The sequence below is a fragment of the Coralloluteibacterium stylophorae genome (genome assembly GCF_018122625.2).
GTDB classification, from domain to species: domain Bacteria; phylum Pseudomonadota; class Gammaproteobacteria; order Xanthomonadales; family Xanthomonadaceae; genus Coralloluteibacterium; species Coralloluteibacterium stylophorae.
Window position 1 is genome coordinate 95013 of record NZ_JAGQFT020000009.1, and the last position, 14174, is coordinate 109186.

Below are 14174 nucleotides of genomic sequence, written 5' to 3' on the forward strand. Positions count from 1 at the left end.
CCTCGCGATCCGGACATGACTCCATCCAACAACCGCCTCGAACTCGCCGTCGGCGCCTTCCTGCTCCTGGCCCTGGCCACGCTGCTGGTGCTGGCCTTCGCCTCCACCAACGGCAAGGTCGGCGGCGGTGGCGGCGGCTTCCGCGTCACCGCCCGCTTCTCCAACGTCGGTGAGCTGCGGGTGCGGGCGCCGGTGAAGATCGGCGGCGTGGCGATCGGCCAGGTCGAGCGCATCGACCTCGACCCGGAACGCTTCGATGCGCTGGTCACCCTCTCGCTGGACCCGGCCTTCGGCGCAGAATTGCCCGCCGATACCGACGCCAAGATCCTCACCGCCGGCCTGCTCGGCGAGCGCTACGTCGGCCTCGGGCCGGGCGGCGACCCCGAGCCGCTGGGCGATGGCGGCGAGATCATCTACACCCAGAGCGCCGTCGTGCTCGAGGAACTGATCGCCAAGTACATCTTCGGCAGCGGCGGCGATCAGGAAGAACCGTCCGGCGCAGCCGGCAGCCCGTCCGCGACCGACGGGATCCAAGGAGACGCACCATGATCCACACCACCCTTCCCCGCCGCGCGCTGCTGGGCGCCCTGCTCGCCGTGGCATGTGCCGTCCCGGCCTTCGACGCCGTGGCGCAGGCGCCGGCCGCCGCCGGCCAGACGGCGTCGAGCCCGTCGCAGCTGGTCGAGGCCAACAGCCGCCGCGTGCTGCAGACCCTGACCTCGCGACGCGACGCGTTCCGCGCCGATCCGGCCGCCCTGCAGGCCTTCATCAAGGGCGAGTTCGACCAGATCTTCGACAAGGTCTACGCCGCGCGGCTGGTGCTGGGCCGCAACGGCCGCAGTGCGTCCGATGCCGAGGTCGCCGCCTTCGCCGACGCGCTGGCGGGCAACCTCATGCGCCGCTACGGCAACTCGCTGCTGGAGGTCGAGGGCGGCACCGACGTTGCCGTCACCGGCGAGCAGCCGCTGCGCGACGGCGCGGTGGTGCGGGTCACCAGCCAGATCACCCGCAGGGCGGGCTCGCCGATCCCGGTCGACTACCTGATGCGCCGGTCCGACGGGAGCTGGAAGGTGTTCGACGTGATCGTCGAGGGCGTCAGCTTCGTGCAGACCTTCCGTTCCCAGTTCGACGCCGCGCTCAGGACCAAGTCCCTCGACCAGCTCACCCAGGAGCTGCGCGCGGGCGCCCTGCAGGCCGATGCCGATGCCGCCGTCGAGTGACGCGGCGGCGCGGCTGGAAGGCGGTTCGCTGCACCTGAGCGGCCGCATCGACCGCCGTACCGTGCCCTCGCTGTGGCCCGCGCTGCCGGCGGGGGGCTTCGCCAGCATCGACCTGGCCGGCGTCGTCGCGCTCGATACCGTCGGCCTCGCGCTGGTGGCCGAGGCCTGCGCACGTGCCGCCAAGACCGCCGGCGCCCCGGCGGCTATCCTGCACGCCCCCGCCGGCTTCGACGAGCTGCGTTCCGCCTACCGTCTGGCGCCGGACCTGCGCTGACGCCCTCCCCCGGACCTCCACCATGTCCACTTCCCGTCCGACGGCCTTCCTCCTCGGCCTGATGCTTGCCGCCTGCGCCGGAACGGCTGCCGCGCAGTCGCCGCCCGACCCGGCGACGGCCCTGGGCACCGCCGCGGCGTCCGCCGAACCGCCGACCGCGCCCACGGAGGCCGCCCTGCTGGATGCGGAGCAGGCGGTCATCGACGACCGCTTCCGGGTCGACCCCTGGGAACCGTTCAACCGGCGCATGCACCGCTTCAACAAGGTGGTCGACCGCACCGTCGCCGAGCCGCTCGCGCACGCCTACGTCGCGGTCGTCCCGCAGCCGGTGCGGACCGGGGTGCGCAACTTCTTCACCAACCTGTTCCAGCCGCTGACCGCGCTGCACCTGCTGCTGCAGGGACATCCCGCCGACGCCGGCATCGCCGCCGGGCGCTTCCTGATCAACGCGACGCTGGGCATCGGCGGCCTGTTCGACCCCGCCAGCGCAATGGACCTGCCGCTCTACGACGAGGACCTGGGGCAGACGCTGGCGGTCTGGGGCTGGGATCGCTCGCGCTACCTGGAGCTCCCCTTCCTGGGGCCCCGCACGGTCCGCGACGCCTTCGGCAGCGCCGGCGACGGCACCCTGTCGCCCTACCGCTTCGTCGACGACGACCAGGCCCGCTACGCGCTCATCGGTCTGTCCCTGGTCGACCTGCGCACCCAGCTGTTCGCGGTCGACGAACTCACCCAGGGCGTCGAGGACGACTACATCATCGTCCGCGACGGCTGGCTGCAGCGGCGCAACTACATGATCCGCGACCGCTCGAGCTCGGTGCCGGGCCGCGTGATCCAGCACATCCCCGGCCTGCGCGACCACGTGCACCCGCGCCAGCAGGCCGAGCCCTCGCTGCCCGACTACCTCGACGAGCCGCTGCCCGGCGAGGAAGGCTACGACGGTGCGCCGCTGCCGGCCGAGGAGCCGGCACCGGGCGGGGACCAGCCCTTCCCCTGAGCCGGCGCCGCCGGCCCTTGGGAATGTGCTCAAGAAACGGCCGCCGCGGCCGATAGTCCGGGGAACGACCTTCCTGCAGGACGCCGCGTGCGTTCGACGCCTCGCCACCGCATCGTCCTCCGGCTCCGGGTGCCGTCCCGGAGAGCGGCATGACGCCGGGCTTCCCGCCGATTCCGCTGCGGCCCGGGGCACCGTCGGCACGGCCGGCGGATGCCCGCGTCCTGCTGGTCGAGAACTCGCGCATGTTCAGCGAGGTGCTGGCGACTGCCCTGCGCGAACGGCTCGGCGTCGAGGTGGTGACCGCGGGTTCGCTGGCCCAGGCGCGCCGGGCCTTGGCCGAGCAGGGTCCGTTCTTCCTGGTGCTGACCGGCCTGGTGCTGGCCGACGGCGACCAGAGCGCGGTGGTGGAGACCTTCGTCGGCCAGGGGCTGCCGACGGTGATCGTCACCGGCGTGTTCGACGAGGCCGTGCGCCAGCGCCTGCTGGGCCGCTCGATCGTCGACTACGTGCTCAAGGACACGCCCGGCGCGGTCGACTACCTCGTCTGGCTGGTGCAGCGCCTGGAGCGCAATCGCCGGATCACCGCACTGGTGGTCGACGATTCGCCTTCGGCGCGGCAGCTCGCCGGCGCGCTGCTCGGGCTCTACGGCTTCCACGTGCGCGCGGCCGCCAGCGGCGCCGAGGCGCTCGCCGCGCTCGCCCGCGACCCGTCGATCCGGCTGGTCATCGCCGACTACGAGATGCCCGGCATGAGCGGCATCGAGTTCCTGCGCCGGCTGCGCACGCGGCGCGCGCGCGACAGCGTCGCGGTCATCGGCGTCTCCGGCAGCAACCACAGCTCGCTGGTCGCCGAGTTCCTCAAGAGCGGCGCCAACGACTTCCTGCACAAGCCGTTCTCGCGCGAGGAGTTCTTCTGCCGCATCTCGCAGAACGTCGACAGCCTCGAGCTGATCGGCTCCCTGCAGGACCTGGCCACGCGCGACTTCCTCACCGGCCTGGCCAACCGCCGCCACCTGTTCGAGCGGGGCGGCGCGCTGATCCAGGAGGCGCGCCAGCGCGGCGAGCCGGTGGCGCTGGCGATGCTCGACATCGACTTCTTCAAGCGCGTCAACGACGGCTACGGCCACGACTGCGGCGACATGGTGATCCGCGCGGTGGCCGAGGCGGTGGACGGGCACGCGCGCGCCGGCGATGTCGCGGCGCGCTTCGGCGGCGAGGAATTCTGCGTGCTCGCGCCGGGCCTCGAGGGCGAACTGGCGGAGATCTTCTTCGACGCCCTGCGCGCGCGCATCGAGGCGCTGGCGCTGCGCTTCGAGGAGCACGAGGTCGCGGTCACCATCAGCGTCGGCGTGGTCACCGCCACGCGCGGCACGCTCAACGAGATGTTGCTGGAGGCCGACCGCCGCCTCTACCTGGCGAAGGCGGCCGGACGCAACCGCGTAGTCGCGGCGGGCGCGAGCGACGAGGCCGCGGCCTGAGGCCTCAGTCGACCCGGCAGAACACCGCCTTGAGGTAGCGCGACTCCTGCACGTGGGCCATGAACGGATGGTCGCCGCCGGCCCCGGCCACCCGCAGGACCTGCACCGTGCGGCCGGCGTAGAACGCGGCGCGGCGCAGCATGTCAAGGAACTGCTCCTCGCTCACCAGCCCGGTGCAGGAGAAGGTCGCGAACACGCCACCCGGTTTCACCACCGACAGGGCGAGCTTGTTCATGTCGAGGTACTTCTTAAGCGCCGGGATCACCTGCTCGCGGTCGCGGGTCATCTTCGCCGGGTCGAGCACGACCACGTCCCAGGCCTCGCCGCGCGTGGCCGCCTCGCGCAGCCACGGAAAGATGTCGGACTGGACGAAGCGCACCTTCGCGTCGTTGAGCTGCGCGTTCTTCCTGGCGATGGCGAGGATCTCCTCGTCGAGATCGATGCCGGTGACCTCGGCCGCGCCGCCGCGCGCCTTCGCGTAGATCGCGAAGCCTCCGGAGTTGCAGCACAGGTCGAGCACGCGCGCGTCGCGGGTGAAGCGGGTCAGGAACTCGCGGTTGTCGCGCTGGTCGGCGAAGAACCCGGTCTTGTGCCCGCTGCCCGGGCTGGCGCGGAAGCGGACGCCGTGCTCGGTGATCAGCGCCGGCTCCGGCGCCTCCGGGGCGCGGAAGTCGAAGCTCTCCTGCTTCTGCACGTGGTCCTCGGCGAAGCTGTAGAAGCGGCAGCCCGGGAACTCGGCGCGCAGCGCGGCGTAGATCCACTCGCGGTGGCGGAAGGCGCCGGCGGAGAAGAACTCGACCACCAGCAGGTCGCCGTAGCGGTCGACCACCAGCCCCGAGATGCCGTCGCCTTCGGAGTGCACCACGCGCCAGCCGTCGGCGACCTCGTCCAGACGCAGCAGCTCGCGGCGCAGGCGCACCGCGTCGGCGATCCTGCGCGCGAACCAGTCGGCGTCGATCGCCTCGTCGCGGCGCTCGGTCAGCACCCGCAGGGCGATCCGGGAATGGCCGTTGTAGAACCCGCGTCCGACCCAGGCGCCCGCGCGGTCGACGATGTCGACCACGCTCCCCGGCCGCGGCTTCTCGGCGGGCTTCTCCACCATCTTCTGGAAGATCCACGGATGGTTGGAACGGCGCTCGATCTTGAGGCGGACGGTGGGCAGCGGCGGGACGGGGGCAGTCATCGGGGCATTTTACGGGGTGGCGGGGGGAGGGGGATGGAAAATGCCGGGAATCGGGACTGGGGAATTGGGACCTGAGCTTGCGCGATGCCCCGGAACGCACTCTTTGGAGAGAGCGCGATCCTCGAGGTCCCGATTCCCGGTTCCCGGCTCCCGCTTCACCACAGCCCCCATTGACACCCTCCGACCCGCCCCGCCACAGTGGCCGTCCCTGAAGGGGAGTAGCTCCAACGCTGCCGCGGTCGTCAGTACGGGTCGTCGCGAACGGCCCCGGTCCGGCAGGCGGGATCCATGGCGGTCGCCGTGGGCATCGCGGGCAAGACCTTCGCCGGTGACGGCGAAGGTGCGTCCGGAATACGGAAACGCCTCGGCCCACGCCGGGGCGTTTCGCTTATCCAGGACCCCTGACCCGCATGACTACGATCGGAACTCCCCTGATGTGGACGGTCTTCGTCGTCCTCATCCTCGTCGCCCTCGCCGTCGACCTCCTCGTCCTGCAGCGCAACGGCGCCCACAAGGTGTCCACGCGCGAGGCGCTGCTGTGGAGCATCGCCTGGATCGCGCTGGCGATGCTGTTCAACCTCGGACTGTGGTGGTACCTCGGCACGACACTGCCGCCGGCCGACGCGCAGCGGATCTCGATGGAGTTCCTCACCGGCTACCTGGTGGAGAAGGCGCTGGCGGTCGACAACATCTTCGTGTTCCTGATGGTGTTCGGCTACTTCGCGGTCCCGGCCGAGCAGCAGCAGCGCGCGCTCATCATCGGCATCATCGGCGCGATCGTGCTGCGCGCGATCCTGATCTTCATCGGCGCCGCCCTGATCGCGCAGTTCCACTGGATCCTCTACGTCTTCGGCGTGTTCCTGGTCCTGACCGGCGCGAAGATGCTGTTCTCGGCGGGCGACCCGCCCTCGCTGGACGACAACCCGGCGCTGAAGTTGATGCGCAGGCACCTCAAGCTCACCGACCGCTTCCACGGCAATGCGCTGGTGGTGCGCGAGGGTGGCATCCGCCGCTACACGCCGCTGTTCGTGGTGATGATCCTGATCGCGGTGACCGACGTGATCTTCGCCGTGGATTCGATCCCGGCGATCTTCGCGATCACCACCGATCCCTTCATCGTGCTGACCTCGAACGTCTTCGCCGTGCTCGGCCTGCGCGCGCTGTATTTCCTGCTCGCCGGCATGGCCGAGAAGTTCCACCTGCTCGGCTACGGCCTGGCCCTGGTGCTGGTGTTCATCGGCACCAAGATGCTGATCGTCGACGTCTACAAGATCCCGATCGGCATCGCGCTGGGCGTGGTCGCGCTGCTGGTCGGCGGCGCGATGCTGGCCAGCGTGCTGATGCCGAAGAAGGAACCGCCGGCGCAGCCGCCCGGGGTCGGCTGAGCGGAACCGGGACGGAACGAACCCGGTTCTGCGTTCCAGGCTCGCCCTCAGCGCGCCAGCCAGCCCCCGTCCACCGGCAGCACCGCACCGTTGACGTAGTCGGCGGCCCGCGACGCCAGGAACACCGCCGCGCCGCCCAGGTCGGAGGGTTCGCCCCAGCGCCCGGCGGGGATGCGGGCGAGGATGTCGCGGCTGCGCTCGGGATCGTCGCGCAGCGCCTGGGTGTTGTTGGTGGCGTAGTAGCCCGGGGCGATCGCGTTGACGTTGATGCCCTTGCCCGCCCACTCGTTGGCCAGCAGGCGGGTGATGCCGAGCAGGCCGGACTTGCTCGCGGTGTAGGAGGGCACGCGGATGCCACCCTGGAACGACAGCAGCGAGGCGATGTTGACGATCTTGCCGCCACGCCCGGCCGCGACCCAGGTCCGCGCCACCGCCTGCGAGAGGAAGAACACGGTCTTGAGGTTGACGCCCATCACCGCGTCCCAGTCGGCTTCGGTGAAGTCCAGCGCGTCGGCACGGCGGATGGTGCCGGCGTTGTTGACCAGGATGTCGACCGGCGCGTCGAGGGCGGCATTGCCGCGCTCGACGATGTCGGCGACGTGGGTCGCCTCGTCGAGCGCGGCCTCGACCCAGTGGCAGCGCCGCCCGGCAGCGGCGACCGCGGCCTGCGTCTCGCTCGGCGCGCTGCGGCCGACCGCGATGACGTCGGCGCCGGCCTGCGCCAGCGCCACCGCGATGCCCTGGCCGAGGCCGGTGTTGGCGCCGGTGACCATCGCCACGCGGCCGTCCAGCGAGAACGGATTCGACGTCGTCATGGCGCTCACTTCAGTTGGCAGATGTCGAGGACGTGCATGTCGGTGTAGTCGAGGTTCTCGCCGCCCATCGCCCAGATGAAGGTGTAGTTGGAGGTGCCGGCGCCCATGTGGATCGACCACGGCGGCGACACCACCGCTTCGCGGTCCTGCATCACGATGTGGCGCATGTCCTCGGGCTGGCCCATGAAGTGCATCACGCGCTGGTCGGCGCCGAGGTCGAAGTAGAAATAGACCTCGCTGCGACGGTCGTGCAGGTGCGGCGGCATGGTGTTCCAGACGCTGCCCGGCTTGAGGATGGTCAGGCCCAGCAGCAGCTGCGAGGACTTGCAGGTCTGCGGCACGATGTACTGGTAGATCGTGCGCTCGTTGGAGGTCTCCAGCGCGCCACGCTCCAGCGGCACCGCGTCGGCGATCGAGATCTTCTTGACCTCGAAGCGCGCGTGTGCCGGCGTCGAGGCGAGGTAGAAGCGCGCCGGGTCGGCGCCGTCGACCGACTCGAAGCTCACCTCCTTGCAGCCCATCGGGATGTAGAGGCCGTCCTTCGGCGCGAGGTCGTAGGCGGTGCCGTCGACGACGATGCGGCCCGCGCCGCCGCCGACGTTCACCGCGCCGAGCTCACGGCGCTCCAGGAACGGATGGCCCTTGGCCGAGTCCGGCTCGCTCTGCACCGGCAGCGCCACCGGCTTCGACACCGGCGCGGCACCGCCGATCACGAAGCGCTCGTAGTGGGTGTAGTTGAGGCGGATGGCGTCGGCCTGGAACAGGTCGCCGATCAGGTAACGGTCGCGCAGCTGCTCGTTGCTGACGCCCGCCATCATGTCCGGGTGGGTGGCGTGGTAGGTCTTGCAGTACATGGCGACTCCTTGCGAAAGCTTCAGGGGGCGTGTGGGACCGGCCGGCGCGATCAGAGCTTGTAGGCGCGCTTGGGCAGGTTGTAGGCGAGATCCACCGCCACCTCGGCGGCGGCGTCCTCGTCCAGGCGGTGCTCGGCGACCAGGCGCGCGAGCCAGGCGCAGTCGATCCGGCGCGCGGTGTCGTGACGGGCCGGGATCGACAGGAAGGCGCGGGTGTCGTCGTTGAAGCCGACGGTGTTGTAGAAGCCCGCGGTCTCGGTGGTCTGCTCGCGGAAGCGCATCAGGCCTTCCGGCGAATCGTGGAACCACCAGGCCGGGCCGAGCTTGAGCGCCGGGTAGTGCCCGGCCAGCGGCGCAAGCTCACGGCTATAGCTGGTCTCGTCGAGGGTGAACACGATGATCGAGAGGCGCGGGTCGTTGCCGTAGCGGCCGAGCAGCGGCTGCAGCGCGCGCACGTACTCGGTGCCGCTCGGGATGTCGGCGCCCTTGTCGCGGCCGTAGCTCGAGAACAGGGTGGTGTTGTGGTTGCGGAAGGCGCCCGGGTGGATCTGCAGCACGAAGCCGTCGTCCAGGCTCATGCGCGCCATCTCGGTCAGCATCTGCGCGCGGAACAGCTCCGCGTCCTCCGCACCGGCCTTGCCGGCGACCACGCGCGCGAACAGCGTCTCGGCCTCGGCCGGCGCCAGGTCGGCGGTGCGCGCGGTCGGATGGCCGTGGTCGCTGGAGGTGGTGCCGACCGCGGCGAAGTCGGCGCGGCGTTTGCGGTGCGCGGCGAGATAGCCGCTCCAGGAGTGGGTGTCCTCGCCGGTGATCTCGGCGAAGCGTGCCAGGGCGCTCTGGAACTGCTCGTGCTCGGGATCGATCACCGCGTCCGGGCGATAGGCGCTGATCACGCGGCCGGACCAGTCGCTGTCGCGGATCGCCTCGTGGTGCGCGAGCGAGTCGATCGGCGACTCGGTGGTCGCGATCAGCTCGATGTTGTAGCGCTCGAACAGCGCGCGCGGGCGGAACTCCGGGGTGCGCAGCGCGGCGTCGATGGTGTCGTAGTAGTGGTCGGCGGTGTCGGCGTCGAGCTGCACCTCGAGCCCGAACACCTTCGAGAACACCCAGGCCAGCCAGCCCGAGGACGGGGTGCCGCGGAACAGGTGCTGGTTCGCCGCGAACAGGCGCCAGGCCGCACGCGGGTCGGCCTGCGACGGCCCCGCCAGCGAGGGCACGCCCAGGTCTTCCAGCGCGATGCCCTGGCTGTAGAGCATGCGGTAGAGGTAGTGGTCGGGTGCGAGCAGCAGCTCGGTCGGATTGGAGAACGCCTCGTTGCGTGCGAACCACGAGGGATCGGTGTGCCCGTGCGGGCTGATGATCGGCAGCGCACGCACATGCGCATACAGCCGCTTCGCGATCGCGCGGGTGGTCGGATCGGCGGGAAACAGGCGGTCGTCGTGGAGGACCAGCGGCTTGGACATGGGCGCGGCATCGAGAGGATGGACGCACCCAATGATAGCGGTGGACACCCGCTTTGGTAACCGGTGTCATCGCTGCACTGCAGCGCGCCCGCGAGGCGCTGGGGAAGCGCGGCGGGCCGCTCCGACTGCTGCAGCGCGCAAGTTTCGCACCGCGCTCCGCGCCTGCGGTGCGGCTGCGCCGGCGGGCTCAGCGTGCCGGCGGCTGGCAGGAATCGCGCACGGCGAGGTAGGGCGTGAGCGTCCCCGCCGGGGCCGGCGCCGTGGCCATCAGCTGAGCGGCCGCCTGCCGGCCCATGTCGCGGATCGGCAGGCGCACCGTGGTCAGCGGCGGCCACAGCCGCGATGCCAGCGGGCTGTCGTCGAAACCGACGATGGACACGTCCTCGGGCACCTTGAGGCCGAGCCGGTAGGCGGCCTTGTAGGCGCCGGCGGCCATCTCGTCGTTGCAGGCGAAGATCGCGGTCGGGCGCGGCCGCAGCGCCAGCAGGCGTTCGGCGCAGGCGACGCCGGATTCGAAGGTGTAGCCGCCCTCGGCCACGTGCGTCGGCGGCAGCACGATCCCGCGCTTCTCGAGCGCCTCGGTGAAGCCGCCGCCGCGCTCGTGCGCGGAGCGGTAGGTCGACGGGCCGGCGATCAGCGCGACGTTGCGGTGGCCGAGCGAGTCCAGGTATTGCGCCACCTCCCCGGCGGCCTCGCGGTCGTTGGACACGACCATGTGCGGCGCGTCGTCGAGCGGCACCGACGCCACCCGCACGTAGCGCACGCCGAGCGCGCGCAGGGCCTCGGCGAGGTCGGGGTTCTCCGACACCGGCGGCAGCAGGATCACCCCGTGCAGCTTCTGCCGCTGCACGAACTGGCGCACGCCCTCGATGAACTCGCCGCTGCGGCTGTCGCAGGGATGCACGACGAGCTCGAAGCCGGAGTCGCGCAGGGTGTCGAGCGCGCCGTTCTGCACGTGCACGATGTACTGCGCGTTGGGGTTGTCGTAGACCATGCCGATCAGGAACGAGCGCCGGAACGCGAGGCCGCGGGCCTGCGGATCGGGCACGTAGCCGACCTGGCGCATCAGCGCGGTGACGCGGTCGCGGGTGTCGGGGCGCACCAGCGGCGAGGCGTTGATCACCCGCGACACGGTCTTCTTCGACACGCCCGCGAGGCGCGCGATGTCGTTGATGGTCACGACGCTGCCCGGCAGCGGCAGGCCGGCCTCGACGCCGTCCGCCGGCGCGGTCCTGGCGGCGCTCTTGCTGCGGGATGCGGTCATCGGCGCGCTCGCGTGGCGCGACGCGCCGGGAGCGGCATTTAAGCATGCGTTGTCCCGCGTCGGGACATCCGCGCCGTCTCCCGCCGCACCGCGCCGCCGGGACGATGTTTTCGCTGCGCTGCGGCTCGACACGGCGGCGGTCCCTCGTTCTAATGACACCGGTTACCAGACTAGCGCGCCGGGGCGCCGCCTGCCCAATGTCCAGCACTGCCGACTCCGCCACGGCTTCCGCCTCCGGCACAGCGCCACGCGCGCTGCAGGTCGCGTCGCGCGACGAGGTCGCGGTGGCGGTCGTGGACCTGCAGGCCGGCGAACGCATCGAGGTCGGCGGCGGCGCGGTGACGCTCGCGGACGGCATCCCGCGCGGGCACAAGTTCGCCCTGCGCGCCATCGCCGCCGGCGCACCGGTGCACAAGTACGGCTTCCCGATCGGCACCGCGACCGCGGCGATCGAACCCGGCCGCCACGTGCACAGCCACAACCTGGCCACGGCGCTGTCGGGCGAACTCGACTACACATGGGCGCCCGCGCCCGCGTCCGTGTCCGCCGCGGCAGCGGCGCAGGCGGCGGCGGAGCCCGGCTTCGACGGCTACCGCCGTGCCGATGGCCGCGTCGGCACCCGCAACGAGGTCTGGGTGCTGTGCACGGTCGGCTGCGTCAGCCGCATCGCGCAGCGCGTCGCCGAGGCCGCGTCGCGCGAGTTCGCCGGGCGCATCGACGGCGTGGTGCCGATCGTGCATCCCTTCGGCTGCTCGCAGCTCGGCGATGACCTCGACCGCACCGGGCGCATGCTCGCCGCGCTCGCGCGCCATCCCAACGCCGGCGGCGTGCTGCTGATCGGGCTCGGCTGCGAATCGCTGCAGCTCAAGCGCCTGATCGAGTCGCTCGGGCCGATGGACCCGGCGCGGATCCGCTCCTTCAATGCGCAGCAGAGCGCCGACGAGATCGCCGACGGCCTGCAGGCGGTGGCCGAGCTGGTCGAGACCCTGCAGCACGACCGCCGCGAACGCTGCCCGCTGTCGGACCTCGTCCTCGGGCTCAAGTGCGGCGGCTCCGACGCCTTCAGCGGCATCACCGCCAACCCGCTGGTCGGGCGCATGGCCGATCGCGTCGCCGACGCCGGCGGTACCCCGGTGCTGACAGAGATCCCGGAGATCTTCGGCGCCGAGCACCTGCTGATGGAGCGTGCCGCCAGCCGCGAGGTGTTCGACGGCATGGTCGCGGTGGTCAACGACTTCAAGCGCTACTTCCTCGACTATGGCCAGCCGGTCAGCGAGAACCCCTCGCCCGGCAACATCGCCGGCGGCATCACCACGCTGGAGGAGAAGTCGCTGGGCGCAGTGCAGAAGGGCGGCCACGCGACGGTGACCCAGGTGCTGCGCTACGGCGAGCGGACCGGCGCGAAGGGACTGGCCCTGCTCGAGGCGCCGGGCAACGACGCCGTTTCCTGCACCGCGCTCACTGCCGCCGGCGCCACGCTCATCCTGTTCACCACCGGGCGCGGCACGCCGCTGGGCTTCCCGGTGCCGACGCTGAAGCTGGCCTCCAATTCCAAGCTGGCCGCGGCCAAGCCGACCTGGATCGACTTCGACGCCGGCGCGGTGCTCGGCGGCAGGCCGATGGAGGCCGTCGCCGACGACCTCATGGACCTGGTGCTGGCCACCGCCTCCGGCCGCCAGGCCAACAACGAGCGCAACGGCGAGCGCGAGATCGCCCTCTGGAAGAATGGAGTGACGCTGTGAACGCAGTCCCGGATGCGACCGACCGCCCCGCGCTGGCCCGCGCGAGCCTCGCCCAGGCCAGCGCGGCCACCCGGCGGCCGGGCTACGACCCCGACGCGGTCGCGATCGGCATCGTCCATCTCGGCCCCGGCGCTTTCCATCGCGCGCACCAGGCCGAGTTCGCCGACAGCGTGCTGGCGTCCGATCCGCGCTGGGGCATCTGTGCGGTGTCGCTGCACAGCACCGGCGTGCGCGATGCGCTGATGCCGCAGGACGGCCTGTACACCGCCGCCACGCTCGATGCCGAGATCGGCTTCCGCGTGATCGGCTCGATCCGCGAGGTGCTGGTGGCGCCCGAGGATCCCGAGCGCGTGCTCGCGCGGCTGGCCGCGGCGGGGACCCACCTGGTCACCCTGACCATCACCGAGAAGGGCTACTGCCTGGACGCGGACGGCGCGCTCGACGCGACGCACCCGGACGTCGCCCACGATCGCGCGCATCCGCACATCCCGCGCAGCGCGATCGGCTACCTGGTCGAGGGCCTGCGCCGGCGCCGCGCCGCCGGACTCGCGCCGTTCACGGTGCTGAGCTGCGACAACCTCGTCGACAACGGCCATCGCCTCGGCGCCGCGGTGCGCGCCCTGGCCGCGGCCAACGACCGCGGCCTCGCCGCCTGGATCGAGAGCGAGGGCGCGTTCCCGCGCACGATGGTCGACAGCATCGTGCCCGCCACCGACGACGCGCTGCGCGCGCGCGTGGCCGCGGCCACCGGCCTGCGCGATGCCTGGCCGGTGCAGCGCGAGGCCTTCACCCAATGGGTGATCGAAGATCGCGCCTGCGGGCCGATGCCGGATCTGGCGGCGGTCGGCGCGACCCTCACCGACGACGTGCCGGCCTACGTGCAGGCCAAGCTGCGCCTGCTCAACGGCGCGCACTCGACGCTCGCCTACCTCGGCCTGCTCGCCGGGCATGCGAGCGTGGGCGAGGCCATGGACGACGCCGCGCTCGCGGGCTTCGTGCGCGTGCTGATGCGCGAGGACATCCTGCCGTCGCTGCGCGCGCCGCAGGGGCTGGACCTGGACGCCTACGTCGATGCCGTGCTCGCACGCTTCCGCAATCCCAGCATCCGCCACGCACTGGCGCAGATCGCCTGGGACGGCTCGCAGAAGCTGCCGTTCCGCCTGTTCGGCACCATCGCCGACGCGCTGGCCGCCGGACGCGGGATCGACCGCCTGTGCCTGCCGGTCGCGGCGTGGATGCACTTCGTGCGCCAGCGCGCCGGGGCCGGCGAGCGCGTGACCGATCCGCTGGCCGAGCGGCTGTTCGAACTCGGCCGCGCCTGCGACGGCAGCGCAGCCGCGGACGTGCCGCGCTTCCTCGCGCTGCACGACGTGTTCCCGCCCGCGCTGCGCGAGTCGCCAGCGTTCCGCGAGGCGCTGGCGCAGGCCTACGACTGCCTGCGCGTGCCCGGCTGCGTCGGCCAGGTACTGCGTCAGTTCCAGCCGGTCTGAAGCGCCGGG

13 protein-coding genes are annotated in these 14174 nt (G+C 71.6%); 8 read left to right on the top strand and 5 right to left on the bottom strand.

Translation table 11 applies throughout. The features are described 5' to 3' along the window. Nucleotides 1-15: 15 nt before the first annotated feature. The 5 genes from mlaD (at nt 16) to KB893_RS13540 (ending at nt 3969) form a co-directional block, all read left to right on the top strand. On the top strand, nt 16-549 hold the full coding sequence (gene mlaD / locus KB893_RS13520) for an outer membrane lipid asymmetry maintenance protein MlaD (protein ID WP_211925178.1): 534 nt from the start codon (nt 16-18) through the stop codon (nt 547-549). After that, nucleotides 546-1220: an MlaC/ttg2D family ABC transporter substrate-binding protein gene (locus KB893_RS13525; protein ID WP_211925179.1), complete on the top strand. Its 675-nt coding sequence runs from the start codon at nt 546-548 to the stop codon at nt 1218-1220. The genes mlaD and KB893_RS13525 overlap by 4 nt, the downstream gene beginning before the upstream one ends. Next, entirely contained in the window at nt 1204-1494 is a 291-nt protein-coding gene (locus tag KB893_RS13530; protein WP_211925180.1) for an STAS domain-containing protein, read from the top strand. The genes KB893_RS13525 and KB893_RS13530 overlap by 17 nt, the downstream gene beginning before the upstream one ends. A 22-nt stretch (nt 1495-1516) precedes the next feature. Next, a complete protein-coding gene (locus tag KB893_RS13535; protein WP_211925181.1) occupies nt 1517-2491 on the top strand; it encodes an MlaA family lipoprotein in 975 nt (324 codons plus the stop codon). A gap of 149 nt (nt 2492-2640) precedes the next feature. Then, a complete protein-coding gene (locus KB893_RS13540; RefSeq protein ID WP_211925182.1) occupies nt 2641-3969 on the top strand; it encodes a diguanylate cyclase in 1329 nt (442 codons plus the stop codon). A gap of 4 nt (nt 3970-3973) precedes the next feature. Here KB893_RS13540 and KB893_RS13545 read toward each other — a convergent pair whose 3' ends face one another. Continuing rightward, nucleotides 3974-5152 (bottom strand): class I SAM-dependent rRNA methyltransferase, encoded by a 1179-nt coding sequence (locus KB893_RS13545; RefSeq protein WP_211925183.1) that lies wholly within the window; start codon nt 5150-5152, stop codon nt 3974-3976. A 410-nt stretch (nt 5153-5562) separates the two neighbouring features. On the opposite strand from KB893_RS13545, the gene KB893_RS13550 reads away from it, so the two are divergent. Beyond that, a complete protein-coding gene (locus KB893_RS13550) occupies nt 5563-6537 on the top strand; it encodes a TerC family protein (RefSeq protein ID WP_211925184.1) in 975 nt (324 codons plus the stop codon). 47 nt (nt 6538-6584) lie between these two features. Here KB893_RS13550 and kduD read toward each other — a convergent pair whose 3' ends face one another. The 4 genes from kduD to KB893_RS13570 form a co-directional block, all read right to left on the bottom strand. Further along, the gene (kduD, locus tag KB893_RS13555) at nt 6585-7352 is read right to left on the bottom strand and encodes a 2-dehydro-3-deoxy-D-gluconate 5-dehydrogenase KduD (protein ID WP_211925185.1); all 768 of its coding nucleotides are present in this window, start codon (nt 7350-7352) and stop codon (nt 6585-6587) included. A gap of 5 nt (nt 7353-7357) precedes the next feature. Next, the gene (gene kduI / locus KB893_RS13560; protein ID WP_211925186.1) at nt 7358-8206 is read right to left on the bottom strand and encodes a 5-dehydro-4-deoxy-D-glucuronate isomerase; all 849 of its coding nucleotides are present in this window, start codon (nt 8204-8206) and stop codon (nt 7358-7360) included. Between the two features lie 50 nt (nt 8207-8256). Beyond that, nucleotides 8257-9669 carry a glucuronate isomerase gene (uxaC, locus tag KB893_RS13565; RefSeq protein WP_211925187.1) on the bottom strand — a complete coding sequence of 471 codons (1413 nt, stop codon included), beginning with the start codon at nt 9667-9669 and terminating at the stop codon, nt 8257-8259. Between the two features lie 187 nt (nt 9670-9856). Beyond that, the gene (locus KB893_RS13570; protein WP_213173795.1) at nt 9857-10933 is read right to left on the bottom strand and encodes a LacI family DNA-binding transcriptional regulator; all 1077 of its coding nucleotides are present in this window, start codon (nt 10931-10933) and stop codon (nt 9857-9859) included. Between the two features lie 197 nt (nt 10934-11130). Here KB893_RS13570 and KB893_RS13575 point away from each other — a divergent pair, with 197 nt between their 5' ends. Beyond that, a complete protein-coding gene (locus KB893_RS13575; protein ID WP_211925189.1) occupies nt 11131-12675 on the top strand; it encodes a UxaA family hydrolase in 1545 nt (514 codons plus the stop codon). Beyond that, a complete protein-coding gene (locus tag KB893_RS13580) occupies nt 12672-14165 on the top strand; it encodes a mannitol dehydrogenase family protein (protein WP_338026958.1) in 1494 nt (497 codons plus the stop codon). The genes KB893_RS13575 and KB893_RS13580 overlap by 4 nt, the downstream gene beginning before the upstream one ends. Nucleotides 14166-14174: the final 9 nt, after the last annotated feature.

Coding starts and splice junctions, on each gene's coding strand:
- mlaD (WP_211925178.1), top strand. CDS start 16: ATGACTCCATCCAACAACCGCCTCGAACTCGCCGTCGGCGCCTTCCTG.
- KB893_RS13525 (WP_211925179.1), top strand. CDS start 546: ATGATCCACACCACCCTTCCCCGCCGCGCGCTGCTGGGCGCCCTGCTC.
- KB893_RS13530 (WP_211925180.1), top strand. CDS start 1,204: ATGCCGCCGTCGAGTGACGCGGCGGCGCGGCTGGAAGGCGGTTCGCTG.
- KB893_RS13535 (WP_211925181.1), top strand. CDS start 1,517: ATGTCCACTTCCCGTCCGACGGCCTTCCTCCTCGGCCTGATGCTTGCC.
- KB893_RS13540 (WP_211925182.1), top strand. CDS start 2,641: ATGACGCCGGGCTTCCCGCCGATTCCGCTGCGGCCCGGGGCACCGTCG.
- KB893_RS13545 (WP_211925183.1), bottom strand. CDS start 5,152: ATGACTGCCCCCGTCCCGCCGCTGCCCACCGTCCGCCTCAAGATCGAG.
- KB893_RS13550 (WP_211925184.1), top strand. CDS start 5,563: ATGACTACGATCGGAACTCCCCTGATGTGGACGGTCTTCGTCGTCCTC.
- kduD (WP_211925185.1), bottom strand. CDS start 7,352: ATGACGACGTCGAATCCGTTCTCGCTGGACGGCCGCGTGGCGATGGTC.
- kduI (WP_211925186.1), bottom strand. CDS start 8,206: ATGTACTGCAAGACCTACCACGCCACCCACCCGGACATGATGGCGGGC.
- uxaC (WP_211925187.1), bottom strand. CDS start 9,669: ATGTCCAAGCCGCTGGTCCTCCACGACGACCGCCTGTTTCCCGCCGAT.
- KB893_RS13570 (WP_213173795.1), bottom strand. CDS start 10,933: ATGACCGCATCCCGCAGCAAGAGCGCCGCCAGGACCGCGCCGGCGGAC.
- KB893_RS13575 (WP_211925189.1), top strand. CDS start 11,131: ATGTCCAGCACTGCCGACTCCGCCACGGCTTCCGCCTCCGGCACAGCG.